15 protein-coding genes are annotated in these 17,389 nt (G+C 71.4%); 10 read left to right on the forward strand and 5 right to left on the reverse strand.

Going from position 1 to position 17,389, the window contains the following annotated elements:
* Positions 1–2: 2 nt before the first annotated feature.
* Positions 3–815: an alpha/beta fold hydrolase gene (locus ACR3IO_RS10540; RefSeq protein ID WP_434071148.1), complete on the forward strand. Its 813-nt coding sequence runs from the start codon at positions 3–5 to the stop codon at positions 813–815.
* 18 nt (positions 816–833) lie between these two features.
* Here ACR3IO_RS10540 and ACR3IO_RS10545 read toward each other — a convergent pair whose 3' ends face one another.
* Both ACR3IO_RS10545 and ACR3IO_RS10550 read right to left on the reverse strand, forming a co-directional pair.
* Positions 834–2,543, reverse strand: a complete 1,710-nt coding sequence (locus tag ACR3IO_RS10545; RefSeq protein ID WP_434071149.1) for a SulP family inorganic anion transporter — start codon at positions 2,541–2,543, stop codon at positions 834–836.
* A 68-nt stretch (positions 2,544–2,611) separates the two neighbouring features.
* Positions 2,612–4,030, reverse strand: a complete 1,419-nt coding sequence (locus ACR3IO_RS10550; RefSeq protein WP_434071150.1) for an FAD-binding oxidoreductase — start codon at positions 4,028–4,030, stop codon at positions 2,612–2,614.
* A gap of 128 nt (positions 4,031–4,158) precedes the next feature.
* Here ACR3IO_RS10550 and ACR3IO_RS10555 point away from each other — a divergent pair, with 128 nt between their 5' ends.
* From ACR3IO_RS10555 to ACR3IO_RS10575, 5 genes are all read left to right on the forward strand, one after another.
* Positions 4,159–5,526, forward strand: coding sequence for a sensor histidine kinase (locus ACR3IO_RS10555; protein ID WP_434071151.1), 1,368 nt, complete (start codon positions 4,159–4,161; stop codon positions 5,524–5,526).
* Positions 5,523–6,299, forward strand: coding sequence for a response regulator (locus ACR3IO_RS10560; protein WP_434071152.1), 777 nt, complete (start codon positions 5,523–5,525; stop codon positions 6,297–6,299). The genes ACR3IO_RS10555 and ACR3IO_RS10560 overlap by 4 nt, the downstream gene beginning before the upstream one ends.
* Positions 6,300–6,371: 72 nt before the next feature.
* Complete coding sequence (locus ACR3IO_RS10565) at positions 6,372–6,713, forward strand: ArsR/SmtB family transcription factor (protein WP_434071153.1); 342 nt, start codon at positions 6,372–6,374, stop codon at positions 6,711–6,713.
* Positions 6,706–7,182 (forward strand): SRPBCC family protein, encoded by a 477-nt coding sequence (locus ACR3IO_RS10570; protein WP_434071154.1) that lies wholly within the window; start codon positions 6,706–6,708, stop codon positions 7,180–7,182. The genes ACR3IO_RS10565 and ACR3IO_RS10570 overlap by 8 nt, the downstream gene beginning before the upstream one ends.
* Entirely contained in the window at positions 7,182–7,760 is a 579-nt protein-coding gene (locus ACR3IO_RS10575; RefSeq protein WP_434071155.1) for a dihydrofolate reductase family protein, read from the forward strand. Before ACR3IO_RS10570 ends, ACR3IO_RS10575 begins: the two co-directional genes overlap by 1 nt.
* Here the strand turns inward: ACR3IO_RS10575 and ACR3IO_RS10580 are convergent.
* Positions 7,735–9,195, reverse strand: coding sequence for an MFS transporter (locus tag ACR3IO_RS10580; RefSeq protein WP_434071179.1), 1,461 nt, complete (start codon positions 9,193–9,195; stop codon positions 7,735–7,737). The genes ACR3IO_RS10575 and ACR3IO_RS10580 overlap by 26 nt on opposite strands.
* A 241-nt stretch (positions 9,196–9,436) precedes the next feature.
* Between ACR3IO_RS10580 and ACR3IO_RS10585 the strand changes: the two genes are divergently transcribed.
* The 4 genes from ACR3IO_RS10585 to ACR3IO_RS10600 all read left to right on the forward strand — a co-directional run bounded on the left by ACR3IO_RS10585 (position 9,437) and on the right by ACR3IO_RS10600 (position 15,009).
* Positions 9,437–10,321 carry an ABC transporter ATP-binding protein gene (locus ACR3IO_RS10585; RefSeq protein ID WP_434071156.1) on the forward strand — a complete coding sequence of 295 codons (885 nt, stop codon included), beginning with the start codon at positions 9,437–9,439 and terminating at the stop codon, positions 10,319–10,321.
* Entirely contained in the window at positions 10,318–11,466 is a 1,149-nt protein-coding gene (locus ACR3IO_RS10590; RefSeq protein ID WP_434071157.1) for an ABC transporter permease, read from the forward strand. The genes ACR3IO_RS10585 and ACR3IO_RS10590 overlap by 4 nt, the downstream gene beginning before the upstream one ends.
* Positions 11,467–11,692: 226 nt before the next feature.
* A complete protein-coding gene (locus ACR3IO_RS10595; RefSeq protein WP_434071158.1) occupies positions 11,693–13,777 on the forward strand; it encodes an alkaline phosphatase family protein in 2,085 nt (694 codons plus the stop codon).
* 146 nt (positions 13,778–13,923) lie between these two features.
* Positions 13,924–15,009 carry a threonine aldolase family protein gene (locus ACR3IO_RS10600; RefSeq protein ID WP_434071159.1) on the forward strand — a complete coding sequence of 362 codons (1,086 nt, stop codon included), beginning with the start codon at positions 13,924–13,926 and terminating at the stop codon, positions 15,007–15,009.
* A 47-nt stretch (positions 15,010–15,056) separates the two neighbouring features.
* Here the strand turns inward: ACR3IO_RS10600 and ACR3IO_RS10605 are convergent, their stop codons facing one another.
* Both ACR3IO_RS10605 and ACR3IO_RS10610 read right to left on the reverse strand, forming a co-directional pair.
* Positions 15,057–16,568, reverse strand: coding sequence for an APC family permease (locus ACR3IO_RS10605; protein WP_434071160.1), 1,512 nt, complete (start codon positions 16,566–16,568; stop codon positions 15,057–15,059).
* A 122-nt stretch (positions 16,569–16,690) separates the two neighbouring features.
* The gene (locus ACR3IO_RS10610) at positions 16,691–17,257 is read right to left on the reverse strand and encodes a TetR/AcrR family transcriptional regulator (RefSeq protein WP_434071161.1); all 567 of its coding nucleotides are present in this window, start codon (positions 17,255–17,257) and stop codon (positions 16,691–16,693) included.
* Positions 17,258–17,389 lie beyond the last annotated feature (132 nt).

Consider the following 17,389-nt stretch of genomic DNA (forward strand, 5'->3'; position numbering starts at 1 on the left):
CCATGCCCGACATCACCGCCGCCGACGGCACCCGTCTCAACTACGTCGATTCGGGTGACCCGAAGGCCCGCCCGGTCGTGCTCGTCGCGGGCTTCAAGGCCTCGGCGTCGGGATGGCGCTACCAGGTGAAGCCGCTCACTCGGGCCGGCTACCGCGTCATCGCGTTCGACCGGCGCGGCCACGGCGGCTCGGAGGTCGGGCCCGACGGCGGCCACACCATGGACCGCCACGGCGCCGACATCGGCGAGCTCGTCGAGCAACTCGGGCTCGACGACGCGACGCTCGTCGGCCAGTCGATGGGCGGCAACGCCATCTGGGCTCACCTGAGCGCCGAGGGCTCGCAGGGGATCCGCGAGGTCGTGATCGTCGACCAGACGCCGAAGATGCTGAACACCGACGACTGGGCGTACGGCTTCTACGACTACGACGCGTCGAACATCGACACGACCTTCGCCACGGGCATCCCCGACCCCGGCCGGTTCCCCGTCAAGTCGAAGGGCCTCGTGCGCATCGCACGGGTACTCACCGCGATGGACCTGCCGAAGGGCGGCAAGCCGAGCTTCACCGAGGCCGAGCTCGCCCTGCTGAACGACCACGCGAAGCGCGACTGGCGGCCCGTGATCGCCGCGGCCGACGTTCCCGCGTTCTTCATCGCCGGCGCCGAGAGCGAGTTCTGGCCCTCGGCGCACGCCGCGGCATCCGCTGCACTGAACCCGCTCGCGAGCTCGACCGTGATCGAGCGCGACGGGCACGCGACGAACATCGAGCAGCCGGCCCGCTTCAACGAGGAACTGCTCGCGTACCTGGCTCGCTGAGGGGCGTGCCGGGCGCCGTCACCGCCGGGCGCCCACCCAGTCCCACGCGTCGCGTGTCGCACGGCGCACGGCCTCGCCGATCCACTCCGAGCTCTCGTACACGCGGTCGGGTCCGAGGCGTCCGAGCAGGCCGCCCGCTTCGAGCTGGTCGGCAAGATGCGAGCCGGCGACCACGAGCCAGAGCGTGGAGTCGTGCTGCTCGAGGTCGTCGTGGTATCGCTCGAGCACCGCGATCGTGGACAGGCCGAGGTCGTCGATCCCGCGGAGACGCACGATGACGACCGAGCCGTGCGTGCGCTCGTCGACCTTCGGCAGCAGCCCCTCGAAGACCGGCGCCGTCGCGTACGACAGGTTGCCGTAGGGCTGCAGCACGACGACGTCGTGCGGCGGCACGGCGGGCGGCGGGTCGACCTCGCGCATCCGGCTGCCGTCGTGGAGCTCGAGGCGGCGCACCCGGACCCGATTCGACTGCTGGGCGACGAACAGGATGACGGCGAGGCCCACGCCGACGAGGACCGCGAACTGCAGCGGGATGAGCAGCGTGAGGACGAACGTGACCGCCATCACGGTCGTCTGCAGCGGCCCCGTCTTGGTGACCGAATGGATCCGGGCGGGCTTGATCGCCTGCACGCCGACGACGATGAGGAGCCCCGCGAGCGCCGGCATCGCGACGAGGGAGACCACGCCGGAGGCGACGAGGATCAGCACCGCCATCACGATCGCCGCGATGAACAGCGCGAGGCGGGTGCGGGCGCCCGCGGCGACGATGAGCGCCGAGGCCGACATCGAGCCGCCGACGGGCATGCCCCGGAACATGCCGGCGACGATGCTGCCGACGCCCTGGCCGATGAAGTTCCGGTCCGCGTCGGCCGGCCTGCCGTCGGCGTTCGGCACGCCGGCCGCGACTCCGGCGCCCTGCACGAGGCCGACGAACGCGAGCGAGAGCGCGGGCAGGGCGAGGTAGCCCAGGTCGTCGAGGCTCGGGAGGACGGGCGCAGGCAGCCCGCTCGGCACGTCGGCCACATCGCCGACGGTGAGCACCTCCCAGTTGAACGCGAAGGTGAACAGCGCGGCGAGCCCCGAGCCCACCGCGATCGCGACGACGAGGCCGAGCGACCGCAGCCGTGTTCGCGTGAGCACCACGATCAACACGATGGTGACGAGCCCGACGATCACCGTCGGCAGGTCGAAGAACCTGATGTTGGCGAACGTGTCGATCGCCTTGAACAGCCGGTTCGCGCCGGCCCCGGCGTAGCCGGTCAGGTTCGCGAGTTGGCCGAGCACGATGTTGATCCCGACGGCCGTCACGAAGCCCACCATCACGGCGGTCGGGACGAAGCGCAGCAGGCGGCCGGCTCCGAGGGCTCCCGCAATGATCATGATCACGCCGGCGAGGACGGCGAGCGTGTACAGCGCCCGATCGGGGTCGCGCAGCGTCGAGAGATCGGTGTCGGAGACGATGAGCGCCATCGCGCTCGTCGCCTGCACTGCCATGAACGTGCTGCTCGTCGCCAGGGCGGCGCCCGCCATGCCGAACAGGAAGGCGTAGAGGCCCGCCACCGGGTTGACCCCGGCGAGCAGCCCGATCGCGAGCCCGTCGGGGACGCTCTCGATGCCGAGGATGGTGCCCGCCAGGGCGTCCTTGCCGAGCGTCTCGCGGCGGAACACGCCGCGCACACGATGCCGCCACGACGCGAACCACGATTCGCGGGGCGGCGATTCTTCCATGCGCCCGACCCTAGACCCGGCGGGGCATCCGGCGACAGGCCTGCGCCGGGCCCGTGCCCGCGACCTACCTAGGCCGGGAATGCCTTGCCCGGGTTGAGCGTGCCGTTCGGGTCGAGCGCCTGCTTGATAGCCGCGTGCATCGCGATGACCCGCTCGCCGAGCTCGAGCTGGGCGCCCGGCAGCTTCAGCAGGCCCACGCCGTGCTCGCCCGTGACCGTGCCGCCGAGCTCGCGGCACTCGTCGACGATGCGGTCGAACGCGAGCTTGGCCCGCGCCTTCGCGGCGTCGTCGCCCTCGGGCGCGATGATGAGCGGATGCAGGTTGCCGTCGCCGGCGTGGGCGATGTTGGCGATGACGACGTCGTGCTCGGCCGCCGCCGCCTGGATGCGCGTGAGCATCTCGGGCACGGCGCCGCGGGGCACGCAGATGTCCTCGGTGAGCACCGGGCCGAGGCGTTCGAGCGCGGGGTAGGCGAGGCGGCGGGCGAGGAAGAGGCGGTCGACCTCGTCCTGCTCGAACGCCTGCTCGACCGAGAGCGCGCCCGAGGCGCCCATGAGCTCGGCGACGGATGCCGCGTGCCGTTCGCCGAGTGCGCCGACCTCGTCGACCTTGGCGAGCAGCATCGTGTCGACCCCGTGCGGCAGCCCGAGCGCCTGCCACGCGTCGACGGCCTCGATGCAGGTGCGGTCGAGGATCTCGAGCGCCGCGGGCACGATGCCCGTGGCGCTGATCGCCGCGACCGCGTCGCCGGCCGCGCGCAGTGAGCCGAAGGCGCCGACGATCGCCCGCTCCTCGCGGCCGGCGAGCGGCAGCAGCTTGACGGTCACCCGGGTGATGATGCCGAGCGTGCCCTCAGAGCCGACCATGAGGCCCGTGAGGTCGTAGCCGGTGACGCCCTTCGCGGTGCGCCGCCCGAGGTCGACGACCTCGCCGTCGGCGAGCACGACCCGAAGCCCGAGCACGTAGTCGCGCGTGACGCCGTACTTGACGCAGCAGATGCCGCCCGCGTTGGTGGCCGCGTTGCCGCCGATCGTCGAGATGCGGTAGCTCGCGGGGTCGGGCGGGTACCAGAGGCCCTGCTCGGCGACGGCCTGGCGCAGCGTGTCGTTGATGACGCCCGCCTCCGCCACGGCGAACCGCTCGGCCGCGTCGATCTCGACGATGCGAGTCATGCGCTCGAGCGAGAGCACGATGCTGCGGGCCACGGCGTTGGCCCCGCCCGAGAGCCCGGTGCCGGCGCCGCGTGCGACGACATGCACCCCGGATGCCGCGGCGATCCGCACGACGGCGACCACGTCGTCCTCGTGCTCGGCGAGCACGACGGCGAGCGGGGTCTCGAACGGCGCCCACTCGGCGTCGTCGTGCGCGTAGGCGGCGAGCGCGGCGGCATCCGTCAGCACCTGGTCGGGGCGCAGCAGCGCCAACAGGTCCTCGACGACCGGCTGCTCGACGACGATCGGATCCTCGGGTGACACGGGGTGACTCATGCGAGCGAGCCTATTCCCGCCGCGGGGCACGCCTCCGCGCCCGCCGTCGGCGCCGGAGCCGGAGGACGACCGCCGAACTCCGCCGCGCGACGGATCCGCCCCGCCCCGCCGGTCGGTAGCGTGGTGGGATGAGCGACACCCTCGCACCACCCGTCATCGACGGCGTCGAGTGGGTCCGTCCGCGGCCCGGACGCCGGGCGTTCCGCAACGACCTGGTGCTCGCCGCCGTCCTCGCGGTCGCGTCTGCCGGCAGCGTGGTGCTCTACCGCATCGCGGGCATCGGCGACGATGCCCCGTGGTGGGGCTCGGCGCTCTGGGTGCTCGGCATGACCGCACCCCTGGCCGTGCGGCGTCGTTGGCCCGAGGTCGTGGCGATCGCGGCATCCGCCGCCTTCATCATCGGCGCGATGACCGAGACGATGGAGCTGCTCTTCTCGAACATCGCGCTCTTCATCGCGATCTACTCCGTCGGCGCCTGGTCACGCAGCCGCAGCCGCGCCAACATCGTGCGCACGGTGATCGTCGTGGGCATGTTCGCCTGGCTGTTCTGGGGGCTCATCACCTACTCCGCCATGCAGGACTACCTGCCCGACCTCGGCCGCGAGGGCCTGCTGTCGCCGTACGTCGCGTACGGGCTGATCAACGTGCTCACGAACCTGCTCTACTTCGGCGGCGCCTGGTACTTCGGCGACTCCGCCTACCGCTCGGCGCGGGCGCGGGCCGAACTCGAGCAGCGCACCGCCGAGCTCGCCGCCGAACGTGAGCGCACCCGCGTGCAGGCCGTCGCCCTCGAGCGGCTGCGCATCGCGCGCGAGCTGCACGACGTGGTCGCGCACCACGTCTCGGTCATCGGCGTGCAGGCGGGCGCGGCCCGTCGGGTGCTGGCGAAGGATCCGGATGCCGCGGCCGGCGCGCTCTCGTCGATCGAGTCGAGCGCGCGCGACGCCGTCGACGAGCTGCACGGGCTGCTCGGCACGCTGCGCGGCGACCAGGACACGGGCGAGATCGACCTCGTGACGGGACGCGCCGCGGGCGACGGCCCGGCCACGGTCAGCACGTCGACGCGCGGCCTCGACCGAATCGAGGACCTCGTCGCCGAGAGCGCGGCGAGCGGGCTGCCGGTGACGCTCGCGATCATCGGCGAGCCCCGAGCGGTCTCGGCCGTGGTGGACCTCAGCGCCTATCGCATCGCGCAGGAGGCCCTCACGAACGTGCGCAAGCACGCCGGCTCATCGGCCACGGCCGAGGTTCGCGTGCGGTGGGACGACGACGCCGTCGAGCTCGAGGTGACGAACACGGGCACCTCGACGAGGTCGGCAGCGGGCTCCGTGTCCGACGGGCGCCCCACCGCCTCCTCGAGCGGCGGCCTCGGACTGCTCGGCATGCGCGAGCGCGTCGGCGCGGCGGGCGGCACCCTCGAGGTCGGCCCGCGCGCCCGCGGCGGGTACCTCGTGCGTGCCCGGTTCCCGCTGCGCCGCGAGGCGGTGCGCTCGTGAGCATCCGGGTCCTCGTCGTCGACGACCAGGGGCTGGTGCGCGCCGGCTTCCGGACCATCCTCGACTCCGAGGACGGCATCGAGGTCGTCGGCGAGGCCGCCGACGGAGCGGCCGCCATCGCCCAGGTCGCCGCCCTCGCGCCCGATGTCGTCTGCATGGACGTGCAGATGCCCGGCATGGACGGACTCGAGGCCACCCGGCGCATCACGGCCGACGCGACCTCCGCGGCGGCCGTCCTCGTGCTCACGACCTTCAACCGAGAGGACTACCTGTTCGAGGCGCTCGAGGCCGGCGCGAGCGGATTCCTGCTGAAGAACTCGAGCCCCGAGCAGCTGATCGAGGCCGTGCAGGTCGTCGCCCGCGGCGATGCGCTGCTCTCCCCCGACGTGACCCGGCGCGTGATCGAGGCGGTCGCGGCGCGCTCGGCGCCGGTCGGGCGGGCCGACGAAGGCGCCGACCAGGGTGCCGACCAGGGTGCCGGAACGGGCACGAACGAGGACGCGACCTCCCGGGCAGGCGCGAACGGCTCGCCTGGCCGTGCCGCGCCGGTCTCCGGTCCGCCCGGACTGGGCACGCTCACCGACCGCGAGCGCGAAGTGCTGGAGTTCCTGGCCGAGGGCATCTCGAACGCGGAGATCGCCCAGCGCATGTGGGTCGGCGAGGCGACCGTGAAGACGCACGTCTCGAAGGTGCTCATGAAGCTCGGGCTCCGCGACCGCGTGCACGCCGTCGTCTACGCCTACGAGCACGGCGTCGTGCGACCCTCCTCGTAGTCCGCGATGACCCTTGACGCGAGGGCTCGAGCGTCGTACCGTAAGCAAACGGTTAATTAAGGAGTTGCTTACATGCAGAACGGGCCCGACGAGCTCAGCCTCGTGTTCCAGGCGCTCGCCGATCCGACGCGGCGCGAGATCCTCTCGCGACTCCGCGGCGGCCCGACGACCGTCGGCGAACTGGCGGAGCCCTTCGCGATGAGCCGTCCGGCGATCTCGCAGCACCTGAAGGTGCTCGAGCGCGCGGGGCTCATCGAACGCACGGCGACGGCCCAGTGGCGCACCTGCACCATCCGCACCGAGCCGCTCGACGAGGCATCCGCCTGGGTCGAGCGCCACCGGGGCGAGTGGAACGCGCGCTTCGACCTGCTCGACGAGCGACTCCGCGAGTTGAAAGGACAGACGGATGCCTGAGCAGACCGCCTCCGCAACGAAGCAGTTCACCATCACGCGCGTCTTCGACGCACCCCGCGACCTCGTCTGGCGAGCCTGGACCGACCCCGACGAGGCGGCCATCTGGTGGCACCCCCGTGGCGTCATCACGCCTCGCGAGAGCGTCGACCTCGACGTGCGCCCCGGCGGCCGGTACCGCTACACGATGATCGCGCCCGACGGAACCGAATACCCGACGGCCGGCGTCTACCGCGAGATCACGCCGCCCGAGCGACTCGTCATGACGTGGGGCTCGCCCGGCGACCCCGACGAGAGCGCGCCCGTGCTCACGATCGAACTCGCCGAACACGGCGAGCGGGGCGAGCAGACGCGCATGACCTTCCACGTGCTGGGCATCGAGGGCGTCTCGGGCGACGAGAACGTCTACGACGGCTGGGACTCCGCGTTCGACATCCTCGTCGAGCACCTCCACGACTCCGGGGGCAACTGATGGGCCGCCTCCTGGTCGAACAGGTCGTCACCGCCGACGGGTATGCCGCCGACCCTGCCGGGGGCATCGACTTCTTCGAGGCGCTCGTGCGACCCGGCGCCGACGGCGAGGTCGACCTCAACGACGCCGAGCAGCTCGCCTACGTCGCACAGGCCGACGCGATCCTGTTCGGCGCGACGACCTATCGCATGTTCGCCGACTACTGGCCGGGCGTCGATCCCGCGGTCGAACAGGTCGCCGAGCTCATCGACCGGCTGCCGAAGTTCGTCGTCTCGAACACGCTGGAAGCGGCGCCATGGGGCGACGACGAGATCGAGGTGCTGCGCGGCGACGCACTCGCGTCCGCCTCGATGCTGAAGGAGCGGTTCGCCACCGTCATCGTCTGGGGAAGCCTCGTGCTCACCGACGCGCTGCTCGCCGCCGGGCTCGTCGATGAGCTGCACCTTCGCGTCGTGCCCGTGCTGCTCGGCGAAGGGCGATCGTTCACCCCGCCTGCGGTCGCCGACCGCACGCTCGAACTCGGCCACGTCGAGGCGCGGCCGGGCGGCGTCGTCAGTCTCCGCTACGTCGTGCGCTGAGCGGGTCGGCGGTCGGTTCGGCGGACGCGGCACCGGATGCGGCCGCCGAGGTCGGATCTGACGCGCCGGTCTCGTCCTCGGGGCGCGCAACCTCTGCCTCGTCCGCGTCATCCGCCCGCATCTCCGGCGACGGCTCCTGCGCGCCCGACTGGTACTCGGCCGAGAGGAGGCGGTACGACCGCGTCGTGAAGGCGGCGAGCGCGAGCACGACCATGGCGAGCCCCGCGACGAGGAACACGAACGCGATGCCCCTGGCCTCACCCTCGCCGAGCAGCCAGGCCCACGCCTGCTGCCCGGCGTCGGTGTTCATGTAGGGGATGATGACGAACTCGGCGATCGGCGCGATGAGGAACGCCGTGATCGGAGCCGCGGCCGACTCGACCGCCGCCGCGAAGCCGAACACGCGACCCTGGCGCCGGAACGTCACGACCTTCTGGATGACGGTCTGCTCGGCCGCCTCGACCGCGGGGATCAGGGCCATGTAGACCCAGATGCCGAGACCGTAGAGCCACCACCATTCGCGGATGGTGAACAGCGCCCCGAGCACGCCCATGGCGACGACGACGAGCAGCATCGTGCGGATCGGGTTCGCACCGAGGCCGAACTTCGCGATCGCCAATCCGCCGATGACGAAGCCGGTCGCCGTGACGCCGAGCACGATGCCCCACACCTCGACCGGGAAGAGCGTGAGCCCGTACGGGTCCATGAGCGCCATGTAGACGCCGCCGATGAGGTTGTTGAACGTCGAGAAGATGATGAGCGCGAACAGGCCCGGGGCCCCGCGGATGGCCGCGATGCTGCCCCTGATGTCGATGGTCGAGGCGCGCTCGCCCTCGGCGGGCACCGGTCGCTCCTCGGGCACGCTGAGGAACAACAGGTGCACGAGCGCGACGAGCGTCAGCACGATCGCGATGACGAGGGTCCAGCCCATGCCGAGCAGGCCGATCGCGAAGCCGCTGAACACGCTGGTGACGATGAACGCGATGCCCTGCACCGTGCCGACGAGTCCGTTGGCGTTGGCGTGGCGTTCGACCGGCACGAGCAGCGTCACCGTGGTCGAGAGGGCGATGTTGCGCATGTGCTCGATGACCGACCCGAACAGGATGATGCCCGAGAAGGCCCAGAACCACGGACCGCCGAGGTCGACCAGCGCGGACTCGGGCTGCAGCAGGTAGAGCACGCCGGCGATGACGAACGCCCCGAGCGTGACGAGGCTCGAGAAGATCATGACCTGCAGCTTGCGGTGCCGGTCGACGATCGAGCCGAACAGCATCGCGAAGAAGGCGATGAGCAGCATGTAGGCGCCGCCGATGATGCCCGTGGCGAGCACCGAGCGGGTCTCGAGGTAGACCCAGAACGTGAGCGCGAACCACAGGAAGCTCGTGGTGACGTTGGCGATCGCGGTGTTCGCGAGCACCTGCAGGAACGTGCGCATGCCGTTGGCCGGCGGCACCACGTCGGGTGCCCCGGTGATCGCTCCCGTCGATGCCGGGGGCTCCGCTGCGGCCGTCGCCTCGGCACGCTCGTCGCGCGGATCGCTCACCCTGCGAGGGTAACCAGCACCGGCGACATCCGGAACCCCCTCCCCCGTGAGGCGGAGCCACCCGGCGGCTCGCCCGCGCAGGTCCATCCGCACGGGGGATGCCCCGGGCACGCGGCATCCGTAGCTTGGAGGCATGCTCGAACTCGACGACGTCACCAAACGCTACGGCGATCGCCTCGCCCTCGACCACGTGAGCTTCACGGTCGGCGACGGCCGCCTCACCGGCTTCGTCGGCGGCAATGGCGCCGGCAAGACCACGACCATGCGCATCATCCTCGGGGTGCTCTCCTCCGACGCGGGCACCGTCACCATCGACGGCGCCCCGCTCACCGCGGTCGACCGGCGCCGCTTCGGCTACATGCCCGAGGAACGGGGCCTCTACCCCAAGATGAAGGTGCTCGAGCAGACGGTCTACCTCGCCCGCCTGCACGGCTGGTCGGCCGACGCCGCGCGCCGCAACGCCCTCGACCTGCTCGAGCGGCTCGGCCTCGGCGAGCGCACCGACGACACCCTCGAGTCGCTCTCGCTCGGCAACCAGCAGCGTGCGCAGATCGCGGCCGCCCTCGTGCACCAGCCCGAGCTGCTCGTGCTCGACGAGCCGTTCTCGGGACTCGACCCGATGGCGGTCGAGACCGTGCAGGGCGTGCTGGCGGATGCCGCGGCGACCGGCACGCCCGTGCTCTTCTCCTCGCACCAGCTCGACATCGTCGAACGGCTCTGCGACGACCTCGTCATCATCTCGGGCGGGCGCATCGTCGCCTCCGGCACCGGCGAGAAGCTGCGCGCCGAGCACGGCACCGACCGCTGGGAGCTGCTCGCGAGCGGCGACGCCGGATGGCTGCGCCAGCAGCCCGGCATCCGCGTCATCGAGTTCGACGGGGGCTGGGCCGTCTTCGAGGCCGAGTCGGATGCCGCGCGCGAGGCGGCCCTCGCACAGGCCGTCGCCCGCGGCGGCCTCACCAGCTTCGCCCGCGAGCGCACGTCGCTCGCCCAGATCTTCAAGGAGGTCGTGCGATGAGCACGCAGAACACCGCGCCGCGCCCCGGCGCCGGCGCGCCGACCCGACCGGCGGGCGAACGGCCGTCGGCTCCCCGCTTCGTCGACAGCGTCGGGCTCATCGCCGGCCGTGAGATCACGATGCGCCTGCGCAGCAAGGCGTTCCTCATCTCGACCGGCATCCTCATGCTCGCCGTGCTCGCCTCGGTCGTGCTGGGGTCGCTGCTCGGCGGCCAGTCCGAGGCCGCGAAGGTCGCCGTCGTCGGCAATGCGGCCTCGGTCGTCGACGGCAACGACGCCCTCGAGGCGGTGCCGGTCGACGACCAGGCCGCCGGAGAGCAGCTGCTGCGCGACGGCGAGGTCGACGCGATCGTGGCGCCCGCGGCATCCGACCCGCTCGGCGTCGTCGTGATCGGGCTCGACCAGGCGCCGTCCGACGTCGTGCAGGCGCTCGCGGTGTACCCCACCGTCGAGCTGCTCGAACCCGCTGCCGTCGACCCGGGTCTCGCCTACCTCGTGGCCTTCGGCTTCGGCATCGTGTTCTTCATGTCGGCGATCACGTTCGGGTCGACCATCTCGCAGTCGGTCGTCGAGGAGAAGCAGACCCGCGTCGTCGAGATCCTGCTCTCGACGGTGTCGGCGCGCGCGCTGCTGACCGGCAAGGTGATCGGCAACAGCGTGCTCGCGTTCGGACAGATCCTGGCGATCGCGGTGCTCGCCCTGCTCGGCCTCATGCTCACGGGCCAGCGGGTGCTGCTCGGCGGCGTCGGCCCTTCGGTCATCTGGTTCGTGGTGTTCTTCGCGGTCGGCTTCGTGATGCTCGCGGCGCTGTTCGCGGCCTCCTCGGCGCTCGTCTCGCGGGCCGAGGACGTCGGCTCGGTCACCACGCCCGTCACGATGCTCGTGATGATCCCGTACCTGCTCATCATCTTCTTCAACAACAACCCGACCGTGCTGGCGATCATGAGCTACGTGCCGTTCTCGGCACCGGTGGGCATGCCGATGCGCGTGTTCCTCGGCACGGCGGAGTGGTGGGAGCCGTTCCTGTCGCTCGCGATCCTGCTCGCGACCGCGGCCGCCGCGGTTCTCGTCGGGGAGCGCATGTACCGCAACTCGCTCCTGAAGACGGGCGCTCGCGTGAAGCTCGCCGACGCCCTGCGCGGCTGAGCGAGCCTCAGGCGCGCGGATGCCCCGGGGCCGGCGCCCCGGGGCATCCGCACGTCCGGGCGGGGGATGTCCGCACGGCACCGCCTTGTGCGGACAACTCCGCCGATTCGCCCCGCTCCGTTCACCCGCTGCCCATCGATTCCGACCCGGGCGGCGAGGGCGGCTCGTGAGACTGGCGTGCGTCCGGGCGACCGCGCGGATGCACGCCAAGCTCTGGAGAGAATCCATGCCCTCGACGAAACGCGGCGTCCTCGCCGCCTCCACCGTCGCACTGAGCGCCCTGCTCGTCTCCGCACCCGTCACCGCGAACGCGTTCGGTCCCGCGGCGTCCGCCGCCGGCGAGCGCGCCGCGAAGACCCTCGTCGTCGGCATCGACGGCGCCTCCTTCGACTTCCTCGAGGCCGCCGAGATGCCGAACCTCGACGCGCTCCGCGCCGCGGGCCTGACCGCGACGGGCAACCTCTACGCCCAGCCCATGGCGGGCACCGTCTCGGGCGCCGGATGGTCGAGCATCGCCACCGGCGTCTGGCCCGACAAGCACCGCGTGGTCGACAACAGCTTCAGCAACCCGAACTACGCCGAGTTCCCCGACTACCTCACGCGCGTCGAGGCGGCGGCCCCCGACCGTTCGACGCTCGTCGTCGGCACCTGGACCCCGATCCCGCAGACCGTGTTCGGCCCCGCGGTCGACCAGCGCATCGCCGGCGGCAACGACGCGGGCACGACGGCGAAGGCCGTGGCCGCGCTCGGCACCGGCGACCCCGACGACGTGTTCGTGCACCTCGACGAGGTCGACGGCGCCGGGCACTCGGTCGGCACGAACGGCGCGGCCTACGGCGCGGCGCTGCAGCGCGCCGACGCGCAACTCGGCGAGATCCTCGCGGCCGTCGAGGCGCGCCCGAACCGCGCCGACGAGGACTGGACGATCATCGTCACCGCCGACCACGGCCACACGCCGACCGGTGGACACGGCGGAAGCTCGCCGGCCGAGCGCAAGACGTTCGTGATCGCCGTCGGCCCCGGCATCGACGCGGGCTCGGTCCGCAACGACGTGAAGGTCGTCGACATCGCACCGACCGTGCTCGCGGCCGACGGCATCGCCGCGGATGCCGCGTGGAACCTCGACGGCACCGCCATCGTCGACCTGCAGGCCGACGACTTCGACGCCCTCCGCCCCGCGCTGCGGGGCAAGGTCGACGAGACCCGTCCGGCCGCCGGCGTGCTCGGATGGACGCACACCGCACCCGAGGGCTGGAGCATCGACAACTCGAAGATGCCCGCCGGCGGCGTCGCCGAGTGGGCCGGCTGGTCGTTCGCGACCGACGAGTTCTGGACGAACGTCGAGCTCGGCCAGCGCCGCGAGACGAGCGTGCGCAGCCGCGACGTGTTCGCCGTGGCCGACTCCGACGAGTGGGACGACAAGTCCCACGCCGCAGGCCAGTTCGACTCCACCCTCGTGAGCCCGGAGTACCGGCTGACCGGCGCCGCGACCGCGACCCTCGCGTACGCGACGAACTACGTCATCGACGGCCCCCAGTCCGCCGAGGTCTCGGTGAGCTTCGACGGCGGCGAGCCCCGGTCGCTGAAGTCGTACTCGGCGAACGCGAACACGAACGAGCGCCTGACCTTCGATGCGCCGGCCGGCGCGCGGACGGCGCAGTTCCGCTTCCACTACACGGGCACGAACAGCGCCTTCTGGACCGTCGACCGCGTCTTCCTCGAGCAGGATGCCGCCCCCGAGGTGCCCGACACCACTCGTCCGGTCGCGACGCTCGTGACGCCGACCGCGGCCGGACCGTTCCGCGCCCTCGAGGTGCAGGTCGACGCGACCGATGACCGCGGCCTCAAGCGCATCGTGGCGAACGTCTACCGCGACGGAACCCTCGTGAAGGGCACCCAGACCCCGGTCGGCGGCGCGACGGGCGGCACCCACCGCGCGACGGTGACGCTCCCCGACGGCTCGTACACGGTGAAGTTCAACGCGGAGGACCTCGCCGGCAACATCGCCCGCACCGGCACGGCCGCGTTCACCATCGATGCGACGACGCCGACCGCGACGGTCAAGACCGGCGCGACCGAGACCATCGGGGCCGATGGCGTCTACGACCGCGTCAGCTTCAAGCTCTTCGACGCCGGCAAGGTCGACCGGGTCGTCCTCAACGGCGTGGTCAAGGACCTCACGGACAACGCATGGTCCGACCTGAACTCGGTGGAGCCTGGTGTCTTCGGCGCGGTCGCGGGGGAGAACACCCTGGTCGTGCACGACGTCGCCGGCAACACCTCCACGGTCGTGTTCACGCTGCGCGGCTGACCCGAACGCAGGCGAGCGGATGCCCCTGGGCCGACGCCCCGGGGCATCCGTGCGTCGCGGCATCCGTGCGTTGCCCGGTGTGAGGACGCAGGTTCCGTGCGCCCACCGTCACGAAGCGCTCAGGCCACAGGTGGAAGGATGGTCCGGTGACCCTCGCGAACAGCCCCCTGCATGACACCACCATTCGTGGTTTCGCCTCCGACAACTATTCCGGCGTGCACCCCGAGGTGCTCGCTGCGATCGCCGCGGCCAACGGCGGACACCAGGTCGCCTACGGCGAGGACGCCTACACCGAGCGCCTGCAGCAGGTGTTCGCGGCGCACTTCGGCGAGGGCGTCGAGGTGTTCCCCGTCTTCAACGGCACGGGCGCGAACGTCACCGGGCTGCAGTCGATGCTGCCGCGCTGGGGCGCCGTGATCTCGGCGAAGACCGCGCACATCAACTCCGACGAGGGCGGCGCACCCGAGCGCGTCGGCGGCATGAAGCTGCTGACCGTCACCGCACCCGACGGCAAGCTCACCCCCGAGCTCATCGACGAGGAGGCCTGGGGCTGGGGCGACGAGCACCGCGCGCAGCCCCTCGTCGTCTCGATCACGCAGACCTCCGAGCTCGGCACGCTCTACACGCCCGACGAGGTGCGCGCCATCGCCGACCACGCGCACGACCACGGCATGCTCCTGCACATGGACGGCGCCCGCCTGTCCAACGCCGCCGCATCCCTCGGCCTGCCGCTGCGCGCGTTCACGCGCGATGCCGGTGTCGACGTGCTGAGCTTCGGCGGCACGAAGAACGGCGCACTCGGCGCCGAGGCGATCGTGGTGCTGAACCCCGCGGCATCCGACGGGCTGAAGTACCTGCGAAAGCTGAACATGCAGCTCGCCTCGAAGATGCGCTTCGTCTCGGCGCAGCTCATCGCCCTGCTCGAGGGCGACCTCTGGCTCGAGAGCGCGTCGCACGCGAACGCCATGGCCACGCGCCTGCGCGACGCCCTCGACGCCGGCATCGCCGCCGGCGAGCTGCCCGGCCTGGGCTTCAGCCAGGCCACGCAGTCCAACGGCGTCTTCGCGGTGCTGCCCCTCGGCGTCGCCGACCGCCTTCGTGCGCGCGGCTTCAAGTTCTACGACTGGGATGCCGCCAAGGGCGAGGTGCGCTGGATGTGCTCGTTCGACACCAGCGAAGACGACATCGACGCGTTCGTCGCCGGCATCCGCGAGGAGCTCGCGGCGGCGTAGCCCGCTGGGTCGCGTCGGCCGGGTCCGCCCGGCCGACGCGCGACGGCCTACTCGGGCGCGAGCACCTCGGTGTCGCGGTTGAGCGAGCGCTTCTGGAAGAAGTCGCGCGAGCCCGGGAAGAGGGCCCACACGAACATCAGCACGACGCCGAGCACGAGCGAGCCCACCCCGATGAGGAATGCGCTGCCGATGCCGGCGAGCTGCGAGTAGCCGTAGTCGGGGTTCGCCATGTCGATCGCCGACTGCACGAATGCCCACACCATGAACACGCCGCCGAGCAGCGGGAAGACGAAGCGGTAGAACGCGTTGCGCCAGCTGTCGAAGAGGTTGCGTCGGAAGTACCAGATGCAGGCGAAGCTCGCGATGCCGTAGAAGAACGCGATGGCGAGGCCGATCGAGAGTACCGAGTCGGCGAGCACGCTCGTCGAGACGAAGTTCATGCCGGCGTAGTAGGCGATCGCGACGACGCCGATGAGCATGGTCGAGAAGGTCGGCGTCTTCGACACGGCGTGCACCTTCGCGAAGCGCGGGGGCAGCGCCTTGTAGACGCCCATCGCGAAGGTGCCCCGCGCGGTCGGCAGGATCGTCGTCTGCGACGAGGACAGTGCGGAGATCGCGACGGCGATCACGAGGAACCAGCCGAGTGGGCCCATGGCCATGCCGGCGAGCACCGAGAACACGTCGTCGGCGTGCTCCTCGTTCGCCAGTCCGGTGCCGGTGTCGCCGAGGCCGGCGTACATCATCGCCACCACGGTGACGCCGACGTACGTGATGAGCAGCACGAGCGTCGAGAGCGTCGCCGCTCGGCCCGGGGTGCGACGCGGGTCCTTCGTCTCCTCGGTCAGGGCGAGGCAGGTGTCCCACCCCCAGTAGATGAAGAGCGCGAGGAGGATGGCCTGCACCATGCCCGTGCCGTCGGCGAGGAACGGGTTGAACCAGTCGATGGAGACGGGCGTCGGGTCGGGGGCGGTGCCGCCGAAGTAGCCGATGAGGCAGCCGACCACGAAGGCGGCCATCGCGAGGTACTGGATCGCGAGGAGCACCTGCTGCATGCGCTCGCCGATCTCGACGCCGCGCAGCGAGATCCACGTCATGGCGGCGATGATGATGCATCCGAACACCGTCACGATGACCCGGTTGTCGGCGAGCGAGCCGTCGCCGATGAGACCGAGCAGGTACACCGAGGCGATCTCGGCGAGGTTGGCCATGACGAGCACGCCGGCGACCGCGATGCTCCAGCCGGCCATCCAGCCCGTGCGCGGGCCGAACGCCTTCGCCGCCCAGGTGAACACCGTGCCGCAGTCGGGGACGTCGTTGTTGAGCTCGCGGTACGCGAAGGCCGTGAACAGCATCGGCACGAAGGCCAGGATGAAGGCGACGGGAGCCTGTGCGCCCACGGCGATGATCACGTACCCGAGGGTCGCCGCGAGCGAGAACAGGGGCGCCGTCGAGGCGATGCCGATGACCGTCGAGCCCCAGAGCCCGAGCTTGCCGATCGCGAGGCCCTTGGTGGGCGTGGGGTCCGTGGGCGTTGCAGCCCCGGTCGTCGAACTGGTCATCGGTACCTTCTCGCCGTCGAGTGGTGGGATCGCTCGGGGGAGGAGCGTGCTGGTGTTGCTTCCAAGCCTACACCGACCGACTAGACGGTCGGGGGGAAGGATGCCCCACCAAGGCGGCAGCCTCACTCCGCTGCGGTGCTCGTGCGACGCGAGGGCATCTGCTCGAACGCGACGATCAGCGACTCCACGTGCTCCGGCGTGAGCACGTCTTCTTCACCGGCGGGCAGGTTCATCAGCGCATTGTGGTTCACGCCGTCGCCCGCGAACAGCACCATGCGAGCGAGCGACGCGTCGCCCGTGTCGGCCGCGAGCACCTCGAGCCAGTCGCGCCGGCAGGCGCGGAGCACCTCGAGGGCCGCCTCGTCGCCGGTCTGCGCGATACGGTAGCCGGCCTCGATGACCCGCTCGAGCTCGCTGTCACGGTCGAGCGAGGAGACGAGGTAGTAGCGCACCGACCCCTCGGGCGCACGGCGCATCGCCTCGGCGTCATGGCGCGCCTGCGCCCGCAGTTCCACGAACAGGGCGGCGTTCAGTGCGCCCACCGAGGCGAAGTGGTGCAGCGCACCAGACTTCGAGAGCCCGGCCCGCCTCGCGACCGCCTCGAGGGTCGCCCCTCGGATGCCGCGCTCGACCAGGAGGTGCGTGTAGGCCGTGAGGACGCGGGCGGGCGGGCCCTCGAGGGTGATCATCAGCCCATCGTACGAGGCGCCTCGGGGCGACGCGGCCTCCCCACGGACACCGCGGCCCGTGCGCGCGATGTGGCGCAACACCTCAACGCAGAAAGGCCGCCTCATGGGCGGCCTTGGGCGGGTTGTTGTGGA

Source organism: Agromyces sp. Marseille-Q5079 (assembly GCF_051016555.1).
In the GTDB taxonomy this organism is placed as follows: domain Bacteria; phylum Actinomycetota; class Actinomycetes; order Actinomycetales; family Microbacteriaceae; genus Agromyces.